This is a genomic window from Lysinibacillus sp. FSL H8-0500 (assembly GCF_038051955.1).
GTDB classification, from domain to species: domain Bacteria; phylum Bacillota; class Bacilli; order Bacillales_A; family Planococcaceae; genus Lysinibacillus; species Lysinibacillus macroides.
On sequence record NZ_CP150292.1, the window covers coordinates 438,003 to 454,109 of the forward strand.

Genomic DNA, 16,107 nt, shown 5'->3' on the forward strand with positions numbered 1-16,107 from the left:
CAATTCCTCCCTTTACATTTTGATATGACAGAGGCTATTGCCAAACAGATGCAAGACGAGCAATGCCATCATTGATTTGCTGAAGCGTTAGTCCACCATAGCCGATAATCACCATTGCTTCACTCGTTTTGTGCTGATAAGAGGTAGCACATGGGTAGACATGAATCCCAACTTCTTCGGCAAGCTGGATAGCTCTTGCTTCTGACAATCTGTTAGGAAGCTTTATCACAATATGTAGCCCTGATTTTTCCCCAATTACTTGGAACTCTGCTGAAAAATGGACTGAAATCGCTGTTAGTAATGCTTGCTGTTTTTTACGATAAATGGTTCGCATTTTGGCTAAATGCTTATCAAATAGTCCTTGTGCCATAAAATCGGCTAAGACAAGCTGATCTACCTTTGAAACCACTGATTTTTGCTCAAGGTAAAAGGCTGTAAATGATGCCACGAGTGATGTTGGTAGAACCATATAACTAATTCGTAGAGAAGGCAGCAATGTTTTTGAAAATGTCCCAAAATAAATCACATGCTGAAGCTGATCCAATTTTGCTAAAGAGGGGATAGGGAGCCCCTTATAACGAAATTCAGCATCATAATCATCCTCAATAATATAGGCTTGGCTTAAGCTTGCCCAGTGTAATAATGCTGCTCGTCTTTCCATGGTCATAATCATACCTAAAGGAAATTGATGGGCTGGTGTTGTGTATAGTAGGTGGATATTTTTTTGTGGAATGGTGACACCTGCATGATCCACAGGAATCGCCATAGTGGATAGACCACATTGCTGTAAAACGGCACGTATTCGTTTAAAGCCAGGTTCCTCCAATCCAACACATGCTTTTGGACCAAAGAAGTGACAAAGAGCCAGAAACTGACTTTGTGTTCCGCTATAAATAAAGACTTGTGAAGCCTCGCAAGTAACACCACGAGAGCGTTCTACATATCGAGCAATTTCCAACCGTAAAGTGTCCTCTCCCTGCCAAGGGCTGATTGTTAAATGATCCTTCATAAAATGCTTTTTTATTAGTTTGTACCAAGTTGTATAAGGGAAAGCCTCATTATCTACATGTCCATTATTAAAATCAAATTGTATATTGTTGGCTGTGACCACTTCTGGCATAGAGGCAGGCTGCTGCTTTTGCTGTAGCCAATCGATTTCGAAGGGTGCGATAAAATAGCCAGCGCGTTCCTTACTATAAATATAGCCCTCTGTAAGCAATTGATCATAGGCTTCTTTAACGGTATGTACACTAATAGTAAGCGTTTGAGCCAGTGCTCGTTTAGAAGGTAATTGTTCATGAGCAAGCAACTTTTTATGCAAAATCAGGTGCTTGACTTCTTGGTAAATTTCTATATATTTTGGTGATTTTCCAGTAAATAAAATGGATAGCTCCATAATAAAAGCCTCCTCTGGTATGGTTTATTTTTTTGAAATTGGTTATATCTATCATATCAATTTTAACGTTTAATAGACAATAAGGAGTGAGGAATTATGGAATTTATTACATTAGAAAATGATATTGTTAAATTAAAGCCTTTGGAATTAAACGATAGTGAAGGGTTATTAATGGCAGGGAGTTATCCAGAAATTTGGTCTTATATGCCCTTAGCAATTGAAAAAAGGGAAGATGCGGATAACTTCGTGGAAAATGCATTAATAGCAAAACAACAACAAAAGGAATTTCCGTTCATCATTGTGGATAAACAATCAGGTGACATTGTAGGATCTACTCGATTTATGGATATAGATAAGAAGCATCAGCGCCTTGAAATTGGCTATACATGGCTAACACCTGCTTATTGGCGTACAGCGATAAATACAAATTGTAAATATTTATTATTGCAATATTGTTTTGAGCAGCTTTATCTACGGCGTGTGCAAATCAAAACAGATCATAATAATAGGCGCTCGCAAAACGCAATTGAACGTATTGGTGCGATAAAAGAGGGGGTTTTACGCAATCATATGATTCGCAAAGATGGCACGACTCGGCATACGGTGATGTATAGTATTACCCTAGAAGAATGGCCACAGGTGAAAAAGCATGTACAAAACTTATTAGTTCAATCCACAGTTTAATTGGGTTTTTAAGGAATTTAATCACCTATTAAGTCTGTTTTTTCTTTTAAAAAGTGTAAAGAAATAGGGGGAAGGGTAGAGTACCTAAAACTCGAAAGAAGGTAATCTATTTGAAACCAAAATTTACACTAAGACAAATTTACGGCGATAATGCTGTCTATACACCAAGAACACCTTATAGTGATAATCCATGGATGCTGGATAATCCCCATAAGCTAGATGCTTTAACTGCAAGAGAGGTAGCGATTGCGGATATTCCTGTATTGGTGCACCGAGCCACGCAAACAGAAAAGGCGAAGCAACTTCATCAATTAGCAGGATTGCCATGGATTGAGCAGCCTTATAGCTACGAGACTGAGGAGGAATATATAGCACAGCTTCAAGCTTGGTGTGCAGAGGGTAAGACCATTGTTTGTCAGTATATACATGATTCAGAGCATATGGATCGTCAATGCTATTGGATGGATGCTGAGAAATTTAATGAATTAAATACAAAGGCATATATTGATCATTTAATTGATAGCAAATTTGTCCCGAGTCGTTTAAATGTGGAAACGTATAAACTTTCAGATGCTATTAAAAACTGGCAGCCACCTGTTGTTTTGAAGCCAGGCGACGATTCTCCAACCTCAGGAGGGTACGGGGTGATTATTTGTCATAATAAAGAGGAGCTGACCGAAGGCTTACGTCAATTTCGCATGACAGAGACAGAAAGCATCATTATTGAGGAACTATTACAGACAATGGATAATTATAGCTGTCAATTTATTTATTGTGAGGAACTGGGCATTCAATATTTAGGCGCTTCACAGCAAATTACCGATGATAATGGTATTTATGAAGGTAATATTATGGTCGAAAAAGTGCCTGAAAAGGTCATTCAAGCGGGGCGTCATATTATGGAACGTGGCGTTGCAGAGGGCTTTGTAGGTGTAGCAGGATTTGATTTAATTGTTACAGAGGCTGGCGATGTTCAGGCAATCGACTTAAATTTCCGTCAGAATGGCTCTACTTCTATGCTGATGTTCCATGATGCTTTAGGTAAGCCTATTAATAAGTTTGCCTCTTATGCAGCACCAACTCCTCAGAAAAATGCTGATTTCTATCAAACCATCACAGCATTTATTGAGCAAGGGGTGCTATTGCCACTATCCTTCTATGATGGTGATTATTTTGAGGAGCCTGTTGCCAGTAGATTTGTTGGTATTTGGTATGCAGATACACTAGAGGAGATTGAGCAACTTGAGGCGCAATTAGAAAAAGAATGATCATTAATCGATCAATCTTTTTTGACATCTCTTTAAAAAAAAGGGGATCCTCTTATAACGGATCCACCTTTCTTATTCCTTTAAGAATTAGCTGCTGCAACAACCCAGATGCAAATGTTAGTAAAAAGAATAAGAAGAAGTGTATAAATCTGATACTTTTTATCTTCTTTCTTCTTTGTTTTAAAGAATAAAACTAAGATTAGCCCCAACACAAATGCAAGACCGCTAAGTATTTTTGCTAGTAGAAACGCAGACATCTCTGTTTGTCTCTCCTTTACTTACTAACTTATTAACATTGTGAATTTGTCCAGAATGATAAAACTCCCACCAGAACTGAAATTTGAACGGATTCGTGAAACAATTGAAACCTATGGATTAAAGCGAATGGTGCGCTATCTCTGTGAGAGAATGGAGGTATCACGCTCAGGCTATTACAACGATTTTGTGGAGAAATCGGTTCAAAAAAGAGTGATGAAACACCAAGCAGATGAGGTCGTAAAAGAAGTGATTTTAAAGGCTTATCGCTTCCGTCGACGTCACAAAGGAGTACGTCAAATCAAAATGACGCTTCAAAATCAATACGGCATTACCTATAACTTGAAAAGAATTCGCCGCATTATGAAGAAGTTTGAGATTATCTGTCCGATTCGCCAGGCTAACCCGTATCGTCGTCTAGCCAAAGCTATACAAGAACATCGTACATGCCCAAATACGCTCGAACGCCAATTTAAACAAGGTGTAACTGGCAAAGTTCTCTTAACAGACATCACGTATTTGACTTATAAAAACGGTAAACGTGCGTATTTATCAACGATTAAAGATGCAGAAACCAATGAAATTTAAGCGTATGAAGTATCCGATACCCTTACGCTCGATATTGCGCTGAACACCTTAAAAAAGCTAAAAAAGTAAAAGCATCTAGCTCGTGACGCCTTCCTTCATTCAGATCAAAGTTTTCATTATACAAATCCCACATTTCAAAAACTCGTGAAACAAATGGGTTTAGGTCAATCAATGTCACGCAGAGAGAACTGTTGGGACAATGCCCCTCAAGAATCATTCTTTGGACATTTTAAAGATGAGGCGAATTTAAAAGAATGCGAAACGTTCGAAGAAGTAAGACAAGAAGTGAATGCCTATATGACCTATTCCAATCATTATCGAGGCCAGTGAAATTTAAATCAGAACCACCAGTCTAACTGGTGGTTTGCTCTACGCGTGAAACGCTGGGGTACTGGTCCATGTCTAAAGACACTCTGAAAGGTCCGCCAACCGCACTCCGTTTTCATGCTACCACTAAAGTGGTCTTATTATTTTCGTTTGTTTTTATTTCTTCTCCTGTAAAAGGACCGATCAATTCTTTCATGGTCATTTGATCCTCAAGTATATCCTCTTGTAATTGATTTTATATATATTCCTGAATGATTTTTCTGTTTCTTCCCACTGTATCTACATAATATCCGCGACACCAAAACTTTCTATTCCCATATTTGTATTTCAGGTTCGCATGTCGATCGAATATCATTAAACTACTTTTCCCTTTCAAATAACCCACAAAAGATGAAACACTTAGTTTGGGTGGAATACTCACCAACATATGAATATGATCAGGGCAGGCTGTTGCTTCTATAATTTCTACTCCTTTCCTTTCACATAACTGGCGCAAAATTTTACCTATATCTGCTTTGATTTGTCCATAAATAATCTGCCTTCTATATTTTGGCGCAAAGACAATGTGATACTTACAATTCCATGTTGTGTGTGCTAAACTTTTATTATCCATTTGGATCCCCTTTCGTACGAAGTCGGTTGACCAGACCTGAATTCATTGTACGATTGGGGGTTTTTTTCTTGTCCATAGCTAGAAGCTCTTTAGAACCCCTCGCATAGCAAGGGGTTTTCAAAAGATACAAAAAGCTGCCGTCTGTAAAATACAGACAGCAACTTCAAAAAGAAGCTTAACCTTTTTCAAAATGTCCTTTACAAAGGGTACACTTTAATAAACGGATCCACTTTTCTTTTAAGAATTAGCTGCTGCCATAACCCAAATGCCAATGTTAGCAAACAGAATAAGAAGAAGTGTATAAATTTGATACTTTTTATCTTCTTTCTTCTTTGTTTTAAAGAATAAAACTAAGATTAGCCCCAACACAAATGCAAGACCGCTAAGTATTTTTGCTAGTAGAAACGCAGACATCTCTGTTTGTCTCTCCTTTACTTACTAACTCATTAACATTGTGAACCTGTCCAGAAGGGCTTATCAAAACTCCATCTTATTAAAACACCACATCCATATGCATTAGCAACTGTTAACGCACCTCCTCCTATAGTAAGTAACCCAGCGGCAATTCCGAGAGCCATCCCCGCAGGAGGGGATATAGCCATAGTTACTAAAGAAGCAATTGTCGTAATCCCTACCCCAATTGTCAAATAACCAATAATTTGATTAGATACACAACTATCGAAGTATGTATCAAAACCATACCAACGATCTTCATACTTATTTGTTCCTCCACAAGCGGCAAGATTAACGATACCCTCTGCTGCTGCTTTATTAATCTTTTCTACATCGATTTTTGTGGCATTTATGAGTTCCTTTGAAACACCTTTTTTTTCTGCTGCTATTTCATCAAATTGAATTTGATTTCCAACGAATGTTAATAAGGGTGAAATTACTAGAACGTCTTTGGTTATTTTATTATACTCTTTAATTTTTTCTTCTGCTTCTTTTATTTTATCAGATGAAATACCATTATTAATGGCTTTTTGCTGATCTAAAACAAGAAATTCTCCATCCACTCCAACGGCTCCAACGAATATTTCATCTAATTGGGCAGCTGTTACCAATGCACTTGAGTATTCATAATTAACTTTCTTGCTTTCTGCGAAAACACTTCCCACCATACTAAATAATAAGACTACTGATAAGATAGAGGTAAATAATTTTTTCATTGATTTCTTCCTTTCTTTAGTGATTTTAATTTAAAAAGGAGATGTCTTACTTAGTGTTATATTTATGTGAGGTCTGGGAGGTTATAGATTTTTCGTAAATGTAATATATTTCATTTACACAATTAAATATACCCAATATTTGTATAATATTCAATACTTTTTTAAAAATGGGAGTGTCAATAATTTTGTGTAAATGACAATCCCACCTTTTCGAGTAGATCCTCACATTTTTATTTTAATTACATTTGTTCGAAGAATTGATTTTGTTTTTTAGGAAGGGTTAACCCCTTCTAAAAAACAATATTTCGCGCTGTTCATTCCCTTGCTGATTCTTGCGATTCAAACATCGCTAGTAACTCAGCACGGGCTTGATTAAATCCAATGTGACAACGTGTGGCGAAGCGTTGGTTGTCGTCTTCGAACTGTGAAACAAGGAATCGTTCCACGCTTCTTCATTTGGGAATTGTTCCTTACGTTTTGTGTATTTCTTGATTTGCTTGTTGAATGACTCAATTAAATTCGTTGAGTAAATGCTACGCCAAATGGCTTTGGGAAAGCTATAAAACGTTAGTAAATGATCGTTCTCCTTTAGTGTTTTCATCACTTTTGGATACGCTTTTTGCCACTTTGAACAGAAGGAATCCAGCGCATCTTGGCCAGCTTCTTTGGTATCAGCTTGATAGATTGTCTTGAAATCCTCGCACACTTCTGAGCGATCTTCTACGCGAACTTTATGTGATAGATTGCGTGTTACGTGAACGAGACATGTTTGGTACTGTGCTTTTGGAAAGACCGTAGAAATGGCGTCTACTATCCCTTTTAAGCCATCAGAAATAAACAGAAGCACTTCTTCGATCCCACGTTCTTTGAGTTCAGCGAGAAGTTCCTGCCAGTTGTACGCAGATTCGGTTGGCGCAATCGTGTAAGCCAGCACTTCCTTTGAGCCGTCCTCATGAATTCCAACAGCGATATAAACGGCTTCTTTGGACACTGTTTCACGTCGCACTGGAATATACGTTGCGTCTAAATAAACGCAGACATAACGTGCGTTTAAGGAACGTTTATGAAAGGCTTCTACCTGTTCTGTCACCACTTTTGTTATATTCGAAATCGTCTGTGGTGTGTAATGATGGCCATACATTTTTTCAATTAATCCTGCAATTTCTGACATCGTAATCCCTTTTTGGAAGAAATGAATGACTGTGGATTCTAGCGTGTCGTTTGAGCGTTTATATGGTGCGATCGTCTGTTGCTTAAACTCTCCATTGCGATCACGTGGAATCTGGATGTTTAAATCACCATATTCTGTGTGTAGCGTACGGGAATACGAGCCATTACGTGAATTGCCAGAGTTAAAGCCCGTTCGATCGTATTTCACGTCATCTAAAAATATCGTCAGCTCTGTCGCCAGGAGCGTATTCACGGCTACTTCTAAGTGCGCACGAAAAACCTCAGTAATATCTTGTTTTTTTACTAGAGCCTCGACGATTTCTGTTGTAAACTGATTCATAGGGAAGACCTCTTTTCTAGGATTGGTTGTGGTGACTTAATTCTACCAAGAAAAGGTCTTCCTTTTTTGTCGTCTTATTCATTTACACAAAATATTTTATACTCTCTTAAAAATATTTGTACCTATAAACCATAATATTTACAGATCAGTAGGTTTGTTTTATGTAAATTTTTATAAATCATTTCTTATTTTCATAGTTCTTCTCATACAAAAATGCAAGCTATTGTTCAATAGCAAGACCCTTCCATGGCTTTACAAGGTGCTACTTTACGCAATTATATTGATTCGCAAAGATGGCACAACACGGCATAAGGTGATGTATAGTAGTACATTGGAGAAATGGACGAAGGTAAAGACATGTCTTATACAACTGCTAACAACGTAAATTACTATCGAATGGAAAAGAATGGTCATTAATCGACCATTCTTTTTTTATAGATAATTGCTGTAATAAACCAAGTAATGAGTGACCAAACAATAATTGTTATTATAGGAATAACGATATCTGCCATGAAATGCTTATTTTCTAATGCTTCTGCTAGTAGTAATAATTGCGAGCTAGGTAGCCACTCTGCTATTTTTAAAATTGGATAAGTCGAAGATAGCATCATGGCAAGTGGTCCTAGTGAGAAAATAATAATAACAGGTAAGACAATAATCGATGCCTCCATTGTCGATTTAGCAAATAAGCCGCATATAGTGCCTAATGCAATATAAAATACTGTTGAGAGCACTAATGCAAGAGCAATAAGTAGTAGATTAGCGGGCTCGTAGCCTACAAGAAAGGCTGTTAAGGCTACAACAATAATTGTTAAGATAAATGTAAATAAGCTTTTGCCAATTAATATATCACCAAGTGAAGCAGGTGAAAGCATTAAACTACGCAGTGTATTTTTTTCCTTTTCCTCAGCAATTAAGCAGCATTGTACATAGGCTGTTACAACTGCAAAGGTCATATTTATTGGCAGAAAAAGAGTGTCCATTGTATGAGCACCAGTTTTATTGTAGATAAAAGCTAATATTAATGGCAGCAACACCATTAGGGATACAGCATAATTACGTGAAAATTCCTTATAATCCTTTTTAAAGATTGCTTGAATGCGTGTCATTGAAATATTCATACTAAATCACTCCCTGTTATTTGCATAAAAATCTCACCTAATGTTGGCTCATTTGTATAGATACGAGCAACTTCATTCGCTTGCATCCATTGATAGAGCTTCTCTGCGTCCTGCCCACCATTTTGAATCACCTGCTGTCCACCATTTTTGAGCTCTACTGTAATGGAGTCGTCTCCGAATTCTTGTTTTAAATCCTTTGGTGTGCCAATCGCTTGGATTTTGCCATTATGCAGGAAGGCTACACGATCACAAAGTATTTCAGCCTCACTCATATCATGTGTTGTTAAGAAAATCGTTGTCCCCATATCATTTAATTTGCGCAAGCCATTATAAATATGCTGTGTATTCACAGGATCAAGGGCAGAGGTAGGTTCATCTAAAAATAATAATTCAGGCTTATGCATAATAGCACGAGCAAGGGTAACACGTTGAATCATGCCCTTTGAAAGCTGGCTAACCTTCTTTTTACGCTCCGTATATAAGTTGACAAAGTCTAAAGCCTCTTTAATTGCAGTTGCTGGTAGTTGGTATAGTTCACAATAAAGCTGCAAGTTTTCTTCAATTGATAGGCGTGTATATAAACCACTATTATCCGATAAAATACCAACACGTTGACGGTTTTGCTGTTGCTTCATATTTTCAGCAGGTTGTCCGAAAAGTGAAATATTTCCAGATGTTTTAACTATTTGAGCAGTTAAAATTTTAATAGTAGTTGTTTTTCCAGAGCCACTTGGTCCAAGAAAGCCAAATATTTCTCCTTTTTGAATAGCGAAGGAAACATCTTGTAATGCTGCTTCTTTCTGAAATGTTTTTTTCAAATGCTGTACACTGACTACTGTATTCATCTATAAGCCTCCTAGTTATTGTTGATGTCTACACTATAAACAATAAAGAGGTGCTATACAGTAAATTTTAGGTGAAAGGCAGAAAATTGACCTTCAATGGAACAATAGTTAAGGTGACAGGAGTCGTTTATTTCCTGGGAAATCTACTAAATTCCGAGTATTTCTTTTAAATCTGCCAGTTTATTTTTCGACAATGGTACAACCATCTTTTCAGTACTGTTCAATGCTAGACTATAGCTATTGCGTGTCCAAGTAATAATTTCTCGAACTTTTTGTAGGTTCACAATATAAGAACGATGGCTTCTAAAAAAGCCAAATGGTGTCAATTTTTGCTCTAATTCATTTAGAGATAAAGTACATGGATATGCCTCTCCCGCAACATACACCAAAACAACTCCCTCAACACTTTCAATATAATCAATTTCAGGTGGGTTAAATAAAATAATTTTATCGTTTTTCTTTGTAGGGATTTTATCTAAGCGAATAGGTGTATGCTCAGGAGATGGAGGAGTTTGCACATTATTATCCTCCTTTACATCCAATACATGTAAACCTGTTGTATCTAGTCGATAAATATCGCTACACGACATCATTAAGTCCTCCAAGTTATTTGACAGTAAAATAATAAATTTCTGTTGGCTATCAAGAGCAGTAAGCAATTGAAGAACTTGTTGTTTTGAAAATTCATCTAAGTTTTGAAAGGGCTCTTCAATAATTTGTATGGATGCCTCACTGAGATATGCTTGAAGCAGCTTTAATCGCTGCTTTTCGCCATTTGATAACTTACTTATTCTCACATTCTTTTGGTCAATTAAAGACAGGATTTTCAATAAATTATCCCTGCTATAAGAAGCCATGAAAAGCTTTAGGGAGAACTGTACATACTCGTTAACTGTAAGGCGTTCGTATAAAGCACTTTCACGGCTCAATGTATATGTAGTGGTTTGTTTCTCAAACCACTGCATCAATGTATGGATTTTTGTCACATCTGTATATATACCTATAACTGTTCCTTGTTGTATGGGTAATTGAAAGCTAGGATAAATAACATTTCCCACTTCAATATAAGGGTCTATGATTAAGAATGATTGTGGATTCAAAATGGTAGCCTCCAGAAGTTTTATAAGAAATTTTTAATACATCTCTGTGCGGCTAGGGCACTTTCCTGATGAAATGCAGGCTGATAATAATCGATAAATCCGTGTTCGCCAGCAAATTGTACGCTTTGTACAAAAGGTATATGATCAAGCTTCTGTTTTATAGCATGAATATCAAAGCTTTTTTCAAGGCTTGGTAATAAAACGAGAGTAGGGCAACTTGGCTTTACATCTAAATATTGTCGGATTCGAGAACCATAGACACAAATAACACGATGTAAAGGTAATATAGAAAGTCGCCAAGCGAGTGTAGCACCTATGCTAAAGCCAATGACAATAACCTCCTGATATTGTTGAATGGCTATCATTAGCTGCTTTGTTAATGTTTCTAAAGGTGCATCAAAGCCAACCTCATTCATGAAATAGGCATAAGCCTCTTCTTCCTGTGCATAGGAGAAAATTTTATTATTTGGATAAAGTGCTATGCAGTCGATATCTGTATTTGGCTCTTGAAAAATAAGAGCTTGATCTTTTATAAAAGCATTGACACCATATATTTCATGTAAAATAAATAATTTTCTATCCATTATTTTACCCCTTTGTTGTTTCCAATAGTGTAACAAAAAGTAATAGCAACGTATATTTTTACCGCCAAATTAGAAATTTAAAAATAACTTTAAAGAAACTATACTTATGGAAATTGAATAGTATATCTATCGCAACCTTCATCAAATAAATATGTATAAAAAACTTAGAGGTTTAGCGGTAAATACTTATTTTATGATATATTGAAATAACTTTACTGGATTTTTTATATTTCACTAAATTCCCATTAATCAAAAAATAAAATGTTAAAAATCAACGCTTCTTTTAAAAAATAATTTTGACTTTTTTGAAAGAATAGTATAAAAATTATTTTATATTTTTAAAGGAGGGTGTTGGAAATGAAATACCAATCAGTCAAGGTAAACGGGAGTCCATTGCATTTTGCAGATTATCCAGGTGAAAAAGGAACAATTATAGCGGCACATGGCTTAACTGGAAATCATCTGCAAATGCATTATTATGCAGAGTTATTAAAGGGTGAGTATCGTTTTATTTCTGTTGATTTAAAGGGTAGAGGTCATAGTGCGGCTGCTTCAGAAAATACAGGAATAGCGTTACATACAGAGGATATTCTAGCGCTAATAGATGTATTAAACATTGAACAGCCAATTTTAATGGGTTATTCGATGGGAGCATTTATTATGGCGAACGTTGCCAGTAAACACAGTGACGTGAAAGGCGTAATATTGCTTGATGGTGCAGCAACTTGTACAGAGCACCAGCGTCAAATTGTCGAGCCCTCACTTGGTCGGATTAGTAAGCATTATGAGACAGCTGAGGCTTATATCGAGGAAATTAAAGCCATTTATAGTCGTCTTGGTGTTACATGGACAGAGCATTTAGAACAGGTAGGGCGTTATGAAATTGTAGAAAAGGATGGATATTGGGAAAATAAATGTGATGAGGATAGAATCCGTCAAGATTTCCAAAGCTTTTATGACTATAAGCCAGAAGAGGTTTTTTCAAACGTGGCATGTCCTGTATTATTGATTCACTCAACAGGTAGTATTGGAACGATGCCTGCTTTATTTTTAGCAGAATCATATCGTGAGACACAGCAATATGCTAGGGATATTTGGAAGTTGACTTCTGATAGCAATCATTACACATTAGTTTTTGAAGAAAGAAAAGATGTTAATCCAGCAATCCAGCGTTTTTTAGAGAATTTATAAAAAATAGTTGCAGTTTTTTTAATTTTATGTAATTAATTAAATAACAACATAAGTTGCCTATTAAGCAGTTATAGAAAAAAGACCTTTTTCTATTTTCCCTGCTTGACTGTTGGCTACACTTTTTCTAAAAGTACGGTAATGCTGTGCTTTAGGAAGAGTGTGGCCTTTTTTATGTGAATTTTTCAATAAGGGAGTTGTAGATGGTGACGGGATTGGAATATTTTAAAAAGGTTTATGATGTTGTACCAGGATGGGTGCAAAAAATGCATGATTATAACCCAGCAATGCTCGATCATTATACCGCGCTTAGAGGAGCTGCAATGGCACCAGGTGTACTATCCGTGAAGGACAAGGATATTTTGCTGGTTGGTATGAATGCAGCTAGACATTATGCACGTAGCATGGTGTATCACACGAAAGGTGCTATAGACGGTGGTGCAGCATTGGAAGAGCTGATCGAATATTTACTTGTTGCATTCAACTATGGAGGAGAAAAAGCATTGCAAATCGGATTGCAGTCATTTGATTATGCATTAGAGCTTACGAATACGAATGCTGAAAAAATTTCACATGACGCGTCTGCGAGAGAGATTGTGCATTACTATAGTTCGTTTGCAAAAGGCGATAAAAGTAAGGCCTATTTTGAGAAATTAAGTGCTCTTTTAGTGAGTAAGGATGAAAACGCTTTAAGACAGCATTTATTAGACGGTAATTGTGTATCCACACAGATGAAATACATCTTAATGACAGGTATTTACACCACGGTACTGAAAAATGCAGAAACGGGCTATTGGGCACAACAAGCCCGTGAAGTAGGGGTAGAAGAAGCAAAATTGGCAGAGTTGGGCTATATTTGCCTACTAACTGCAGGAATCCCAGCATGGTTTGAAATTAGTGATGCGTTGATAGAAAAATAATGGAGTGAAGTAAATGAAAGTTTATGATTCGGCAGAGCAAGCTTTATCTTGTGTAGCAAGTGGACAGACGATTATGGTTGGTGGATTTGGCTTGGTAGGTGGTCCTCTAACATTGATTGATGCGTTAGTAGAAGTAGATATCAACAATTTAACAATTATTAGTAATAATTTAGGTGAGCAGGGCAAAGGGCTTGGAAAATTATTAGCGCAAAAGAAAGTGAAAAAGGCGATTGGCTCTTACTTTACGGGCAACCGAGATGTTGGCGAGGCATTTCAACGAGGTGAAATTGCCATTGATTTATTGCCGCAAGGTACTCTAGCTGAATCCATTCGGGCTGGCGGTGCAGGGATTGGTGGCTATTATACAAAAACCTCTGTAGGCACAGATTTAGCAAAAGGCAAGGAAACAAAAATCATTGATGGTGAGGAATATGTTTTTGAGAAGGCTTTAAAAGCAGATGTTGCCATTATCCGTGCACATAAGGCGGACAAGCTTGGTAATTTAGTGTATTACAAAACAGCTCGTAATTTTAATCCTCTTATGGCAACGGCAGCTAAAGTGGTTATTGTCGAAGTGGATGAGATTGTTGAAGCAGGTGAATTGGCAAGTGATGCGATTATCACACCGCATTTATTTGTTGACCGTGTTGTCATTGCAAAAAAGGTTTTAACGAAAGAAGGTGTCGTAGAACATGGCTAGTACAATACAGGAGCTTATTGCCAAAAGGGCTGCAAAGGAAGTACAGGATGGGCAAATAATTAATTTAGGAATTGGTATTCCAACACTGGTAGCGAAGTATGTGGACAATGACAATGTTTATTTTCATACAGAGAACGGTATGCTCGGAGTGATAGGGGTCGATGAGGAGGATATTGATCCAAATGTAGTCAACGCAGGCAAGATGCCAGTAGGGGAAGCAATTGGTTCATCATTTTTCGATAGCGCACAATCATTTGGTATGATTCGTGGCGGTCATGTAGATGTTGCTATTTTGGGTGTACTTCAAGTAGATGAACAGGCACGTATCGCGAATTGGGCTGTCCCAGGTAAAAATATTATTGGTGTTGGCGGGGCAATGGATTTGTTGATTGGTGCTCAAAAGGTCATTGTGACGATGACCCATACAGCGAAAAATGGAAAAAGTAAAATTTTAAAGGATTGTACCTATCCTATAACATCTACACGGAGCGTTGATACGATTATTACAGAGCTAGCAGTTTTTAATTATGTGAACGGACAATTACATTTAGTTGAGTTAATGCCAGAAGCTACGTTAGCGCAGGTAGAGGCAAATACAGAAGCACATTTTGTCAATGCATTGGAACAGGAGGGACTCACATGAAAGAGGTCGTTATTGTAGATGGTATTCGTACAGCAATTGGTAAATTAGGTGGCTCTTTAAGAAATGAAACAGCAGATTTCCTTGGAGAAAAGGTGATTCGTGCATTACTGGAGCGAACAGCACTCGATTCAGCATTGATTGATGAGGTTATTTTGGGACAAGCCAAGCAAAGTGCTGACCAATCGAATGTGGCTCGCCTATCATTATTACGAGCTGAGCTACCTATTACAGTACCAGCTTATACCGTACATCGTCAATGTGGCTCAGGCTTACAAGCAATTAATAATGCAGCACAACAAATCGCACTTGGCTATAGTGACATTATGATTGCAGGTGGAACGGAATCAATGAGTACGGCACCTTATTATTTACGAAATGCACGTTATGGCTATGGTGTAGGCAATGCTGCTTTATTAGACCCTAATACAGAGAGTCAGCCAGGCTCTCAGCCGTTTGAGGTTTATGGTATTTCAACAATGGGGGAAACGGCAGAAAATTTAGCCGAGAAATACGCTATTTCTCGCGAGGAGCAAGATGCTTTTGCGCATAGAAGCCAAGAGCGTACAGCCTATGCTATACAACAGGGTTATTTTACGCAACAAATTGTACCGTATGAAGTAAAAAAGAGAAAAGCTGTAGAGAATTTTGCGATAGATGAGCATCCGTTTTTAACAAGTCAGGAAAAGCTAAGTACATTAAAGCCAGTTTTCCGTAAGGGGGGAACAGTGACAGCAGGAAATAGCAGTGGTCGCAATGATGGCGCTTCAGCATTGTTACTGATGTCAAAGGAAAAGGCATTAGCATTAGGCTATACACCAAAAGTAAAAATTCTTGCACAGGCAGCGGCAGGTGTTGATCCATCTATTATGGGGATTGGCCCAGTGCCAGCTACAATAAAAGCATTAAAGCAAGCAAACTTAACCATCGAAGATATTGATGTCATTGAATTGAATGAGGCATTTGCTGCACAGTCACTTGCTGTAATGAAGGAGCTTAATTTAGATAGTAACCGTGTCAATCCAAATGGTGGTGCCATTGCCATGGGTCATCCTATTGGTGCAACAGGCGCTATTTTAATGACAAAGCTTATTCACGAATTACAGCGTACAGGTAAACGCTATGGGCTCGTCACATTATGCATTGCAGGCGGGCTTGGTATTACAACGATTGTTGAAAACTGCCAATATTAAGTAAAC

General features: G+C 37.4%; 14 protein-coding genes and 3 pseudogenes. 8 read left to right on the top strand and 9 right to left on the bottom strand.

Annotation, left to right across the window (positions count from 1 at the left end):
- Window positions 1-34: 34 nt before the first annotated feature.
- Window positions 35-1,396 (bottom strand): PLP-dependent aminotransferase family protein, encoded by a 1,362-nt coding sequence (locus tag MHB44_RS02010; protein WP_341301373.1) that lies wholly within the window; start codon window positions 1,394-1,396, stop codon window positions 35-37.
- Window positions 1,397-1,492: 96 nt separating this feature from the next.
- On the opposite strand from MHB44_RS02010, the gene MHB44_RS02015 reads away from it, so the two are divergent.
- The 3 genes and pseudogenes from MHB44_RS02015 to MHB44_RS02025 all read left to right on the top strand — a co-directional run.
- Complete coding sequence (locus tag MHB44_RS02015; protein ID WP_341301374.1) at window positions 1,493-2,080, top strand: GNAT family protein; 588 nt, start codon at window positions 1,493-1,495, stop codon at window positions 2,078-2,080.
- 110 nt (window positions 2,081-2,190) lie between these two features.
- The gene (locus MHB44_RS02020) at window positions 2,191-3,348 is read left to right on the top strand and encodes an ATP-grasp domain-containing protein (RefSeq protein WP_341301375.1); all 1,158 of its coding nucleotides are present in this window, start codon (window positions 2,191-2,193) and stop codon (window positions 3,346-3,348) included.
- 369 nt (window positions 3,349-3,717) lie between these two features.
- Window positions 3,718-4,521 (top strand): annotated as a pseudogene (locus MHB44_RS02025) (IS3 family transposase); the annotation flags it as partial.
- A gap of 112 nt (window positions 4,522-4,633) precedes the next feature.
- Here the strand turns inward: MHB44_RS02025 and tnpA are convergent.
- The 8 genes and pseudogenes from tnpA to MHB44_RS02065 all read right to left on the bottom strand — a co-directional run bounded on the left by tnpA (window position 4,634) and on the right by MHB44_RS02065 (window position 11,460).
- A pseudogene (tnpA, locus tag MHB44_RS02030) lies at window positions 4,634-5,131 on the bottom strand (IS200/IS605 family transposase).
- Between the two features lie 237 nt (window positions 5,132-5,368).
- Window positions 5,369-5,545: a hypothetical protein gene (locus MHB44_RS02035; RefSeq protein WP_341301376.1), complete on the bottom strand. Its 177-nt coding sequence runs from the start codon at window positions 5,543-5,545 to the stop codon at window positions 5,369-5,371.
- A 32-nt stretch (window positions 5,546-5,577) separates the two neighbouring features.
- Window positions 5,578-6,300, bottom strand: coding sequence for a hypothetical protein (locus MHB44_RS02040; RefSeq protein WP_341301377.1), 723 nt, complete (start codon window positions 6,298-6,300; stop codon window positions 5,578-5,580).
- A gap of 314 nt (window positions 6,301-6,614) precedes the next feature.
- Window positions 6,615-7,810: pseudogene (locus MHB44_RS02045) on the bottom strand (IS256 family transposase).
- A gap of 413 nt (window positions 7,811-8,223) precedes the next feature.
- Entirely contained in the window at window positions 8,224-8,931 is a 708-nt protein-coding gene (locus MHB44_RS02050; RefSeq protein WP_341301378.1) for an ABC transporter permease, read from the bottom strand.
- Window positions 8,928-9,776, bottom strand: a complete 849-nt coding sequence (locus MHB44_RS02055) for an ABC transporter ATP-binding protein (protein ID WP_053993352.1) — start codon at window positions 9,774-9,776, stop codon at window positions 8,928-8,930. The genes MHB44_RS02050 and MHB44_RS02055 overlap by 4 nt, the downstream gene beginning before the upstream one ends.
- Window positions 9,777-9,922: 146 nt before the next feature.
- The gene (locus MHB44_RS02060) at window positions 9,923-10,876 is read right to left on the bottom strand and encodes a LytTR family transcriptional regulator DNA-binding domain-containing protein (protein WP_053993351.1); all 954 of its coding nucleotides are present in this window, start codon (window positions 10,874-10,876) and stop codon (window positions 9,923-9,925) included.
- Between the two features lie 20 nt (window positions 10,877-10,896).
- Window positions 10,897-11,460: a dienelactone hydrolase family protein gene (locus tag MHB44_RS02065; RefSeq protein ID WP_341301379.1), complete on the bottom strand. Its 564-nt coding sequence runs from the start codon at window positions 11,458-11,460 to the stop codon at window positions 10,897-10,899.
- A 357-nt stretch (window positions 11,461-11,817) separates the two neighbouring features.
- On the opposite strand from MHB44_RS02065, the gene MHB44_RS02070 reads away from it, so the two are divergent.
- The 5 genes from MHB44_RS02070 to MHB44_RS02090 all read left to right on the top strand — a co-directional run bounded on the left by MHB44_RS02070 (window position 11,818) and on the right by MHB44_RS02090 (window position 16,101).
- Complete coding sequence (locus tag MHB44_RS02070) at window positions 11,818-12,651, top strand: alpha/beta hydrolase (RefSeq protein WP_341301380.1); 834 nt, start codon at window positions 11,818-11,820, stop codon at window positions 12,649-12,651.
- 200 nt (window positions 12,652-12,851) lie between these two features.
- Window positions 12,852-13,568 (top strand): carboxymuconolactone decarboxylase family protein, encoded by a 717-nt coding sequence (locus tag MHB44_RS02075; protein ID WP_341301381.1) that lies wholly within the window; start codon window positions 12,852-12,854, stop codon window positions 13,566-13,568.
- Window positions 13,569-13,581: 13 nt separating this feature from the next.
- Window positions 13,582-14,268: a CoA transferase subunit A gene (locus MHB44_RS02080; RefSeq protein WP_341301382.1), complete on the top strand. Its 687-nt coding sequence runs from the start codon at window positions 13,582-13,584 to the stop codon at window positions 14,266-14,268.
- A complete protein-coding gene (locus MHB44_RS02085; protein ID WP_341301383.1) occupies window positions 14,261-14,911 on the top strand; it encodes a 3-oxoacid CoA-transferase subunit B in 651 nt (216 codons plus the stop codon). The genes MHB44_RS02080 and MHB44_RS02085 overlap by 8 nt, the downstream gene beginning before the upstream one ends.
- Entirely contained in the window at window positions 14,908-16,101 is a 1,194-nt protein-coding gene (locus tag MHB44_RS02090) for a thiolase family protein (protein ID WP_341301384.1), read from the top strand. Before MHB44_RS02085 ends, MHB44_RS02090 begins: the two co-directional genes overlap by 4 nt.
- The last annotated feature ends 6 nt before the right edge of the window (window positions 16,102-16,107 follow it).

Excerpts from the sequence above, each read along its gene's own strand:
- MHB44_RS02070 (WP_341301380.1), top strand. The coding sequence starts at position 11,818 with ATGAAATACCAATCAGTCAAGGTAAACGGGAGTCCATTGCATTTTGCA.
- MHB44_RS02080 (WP_341301382.1), top strand. The coding sequence starts at position 13,582 with ATGAAAGTTTATGATTCGGCAGAGCAAGCTTTATCTTGTGTAGCAAGT.
- MHB44_RS02075 (WP_341301381.1), top strand. The coding sequence starts at position 12,852 with ATGGTGACGGGATTGGAATATTTTAAAAAGGTTTATGATGTTGTACCA.
- MHB44_RS02010 (WP_341301373.1), bottom strand. The coding sequence starts at position 1,396 with ATGGAGCTATCCATTTTATTTACTGGAAAATCACCAAAATATATAGAA.
- MHB44_RS02090 (WP_341301384.1), top strand. The coding sequence starts at position 14,908 with ATGAAAGAGGTCGTTATTGTAGATGGTATTCGTACAGCAATTGGTAAA.
- MHB44_RS02035 (WP_341301376.1), bottom strand. The coding sequence starts at position 5,545 with ATGTCTGCGTTTCTACTAGCAAAAATACTTAGCGGTCTTGCATTTGTG.
- MHB44_RS02050 (WP_341301378.1), bottom strand. The coding sequence starts at position 8,931 with ATGAATATTTCAATGACACGCATTCAAGCAATCTTTAAAAAGGATTAT.
- MHB44_RS02065 (WP_341301379.1), bottom strand. The coding sequence starts at position 11,460 with ATGGATAGAAAATTATTTATTTTACATGAAATATATGGTGTCAATGCT.
- MHB44_RS02055 (WP_053993352.1), bottom strand. The coding sequence starts at position 9,776 with ATGAATACAGTAGTCAGTGTACAGCATTTGAAAAAAACATTTCAGAAA.
- MHB44_RS02040 (WP_341301377.1), bottom strand. The coding sequence starts at position 6,300 with ATGAAAAAATTATTTACCTCTATCTTATCAGTAGTCTTATTATTTAGT.
- MHB44_RS02085 (WP_341301383.1), top strand. The coding sequence starts at position 14,261 with ATGGCTAGTACAATACAGGAGCTTATTGCCAAAAGGGCTGCAAAGGAA.
- MHB44_RS02015 (WP_341301374.1), top strand. The coding sequence starts at position 1,493 with ATGGAATTTATTACATTAGAAAATGATATTGTTAAATTAAAGCCTTTG.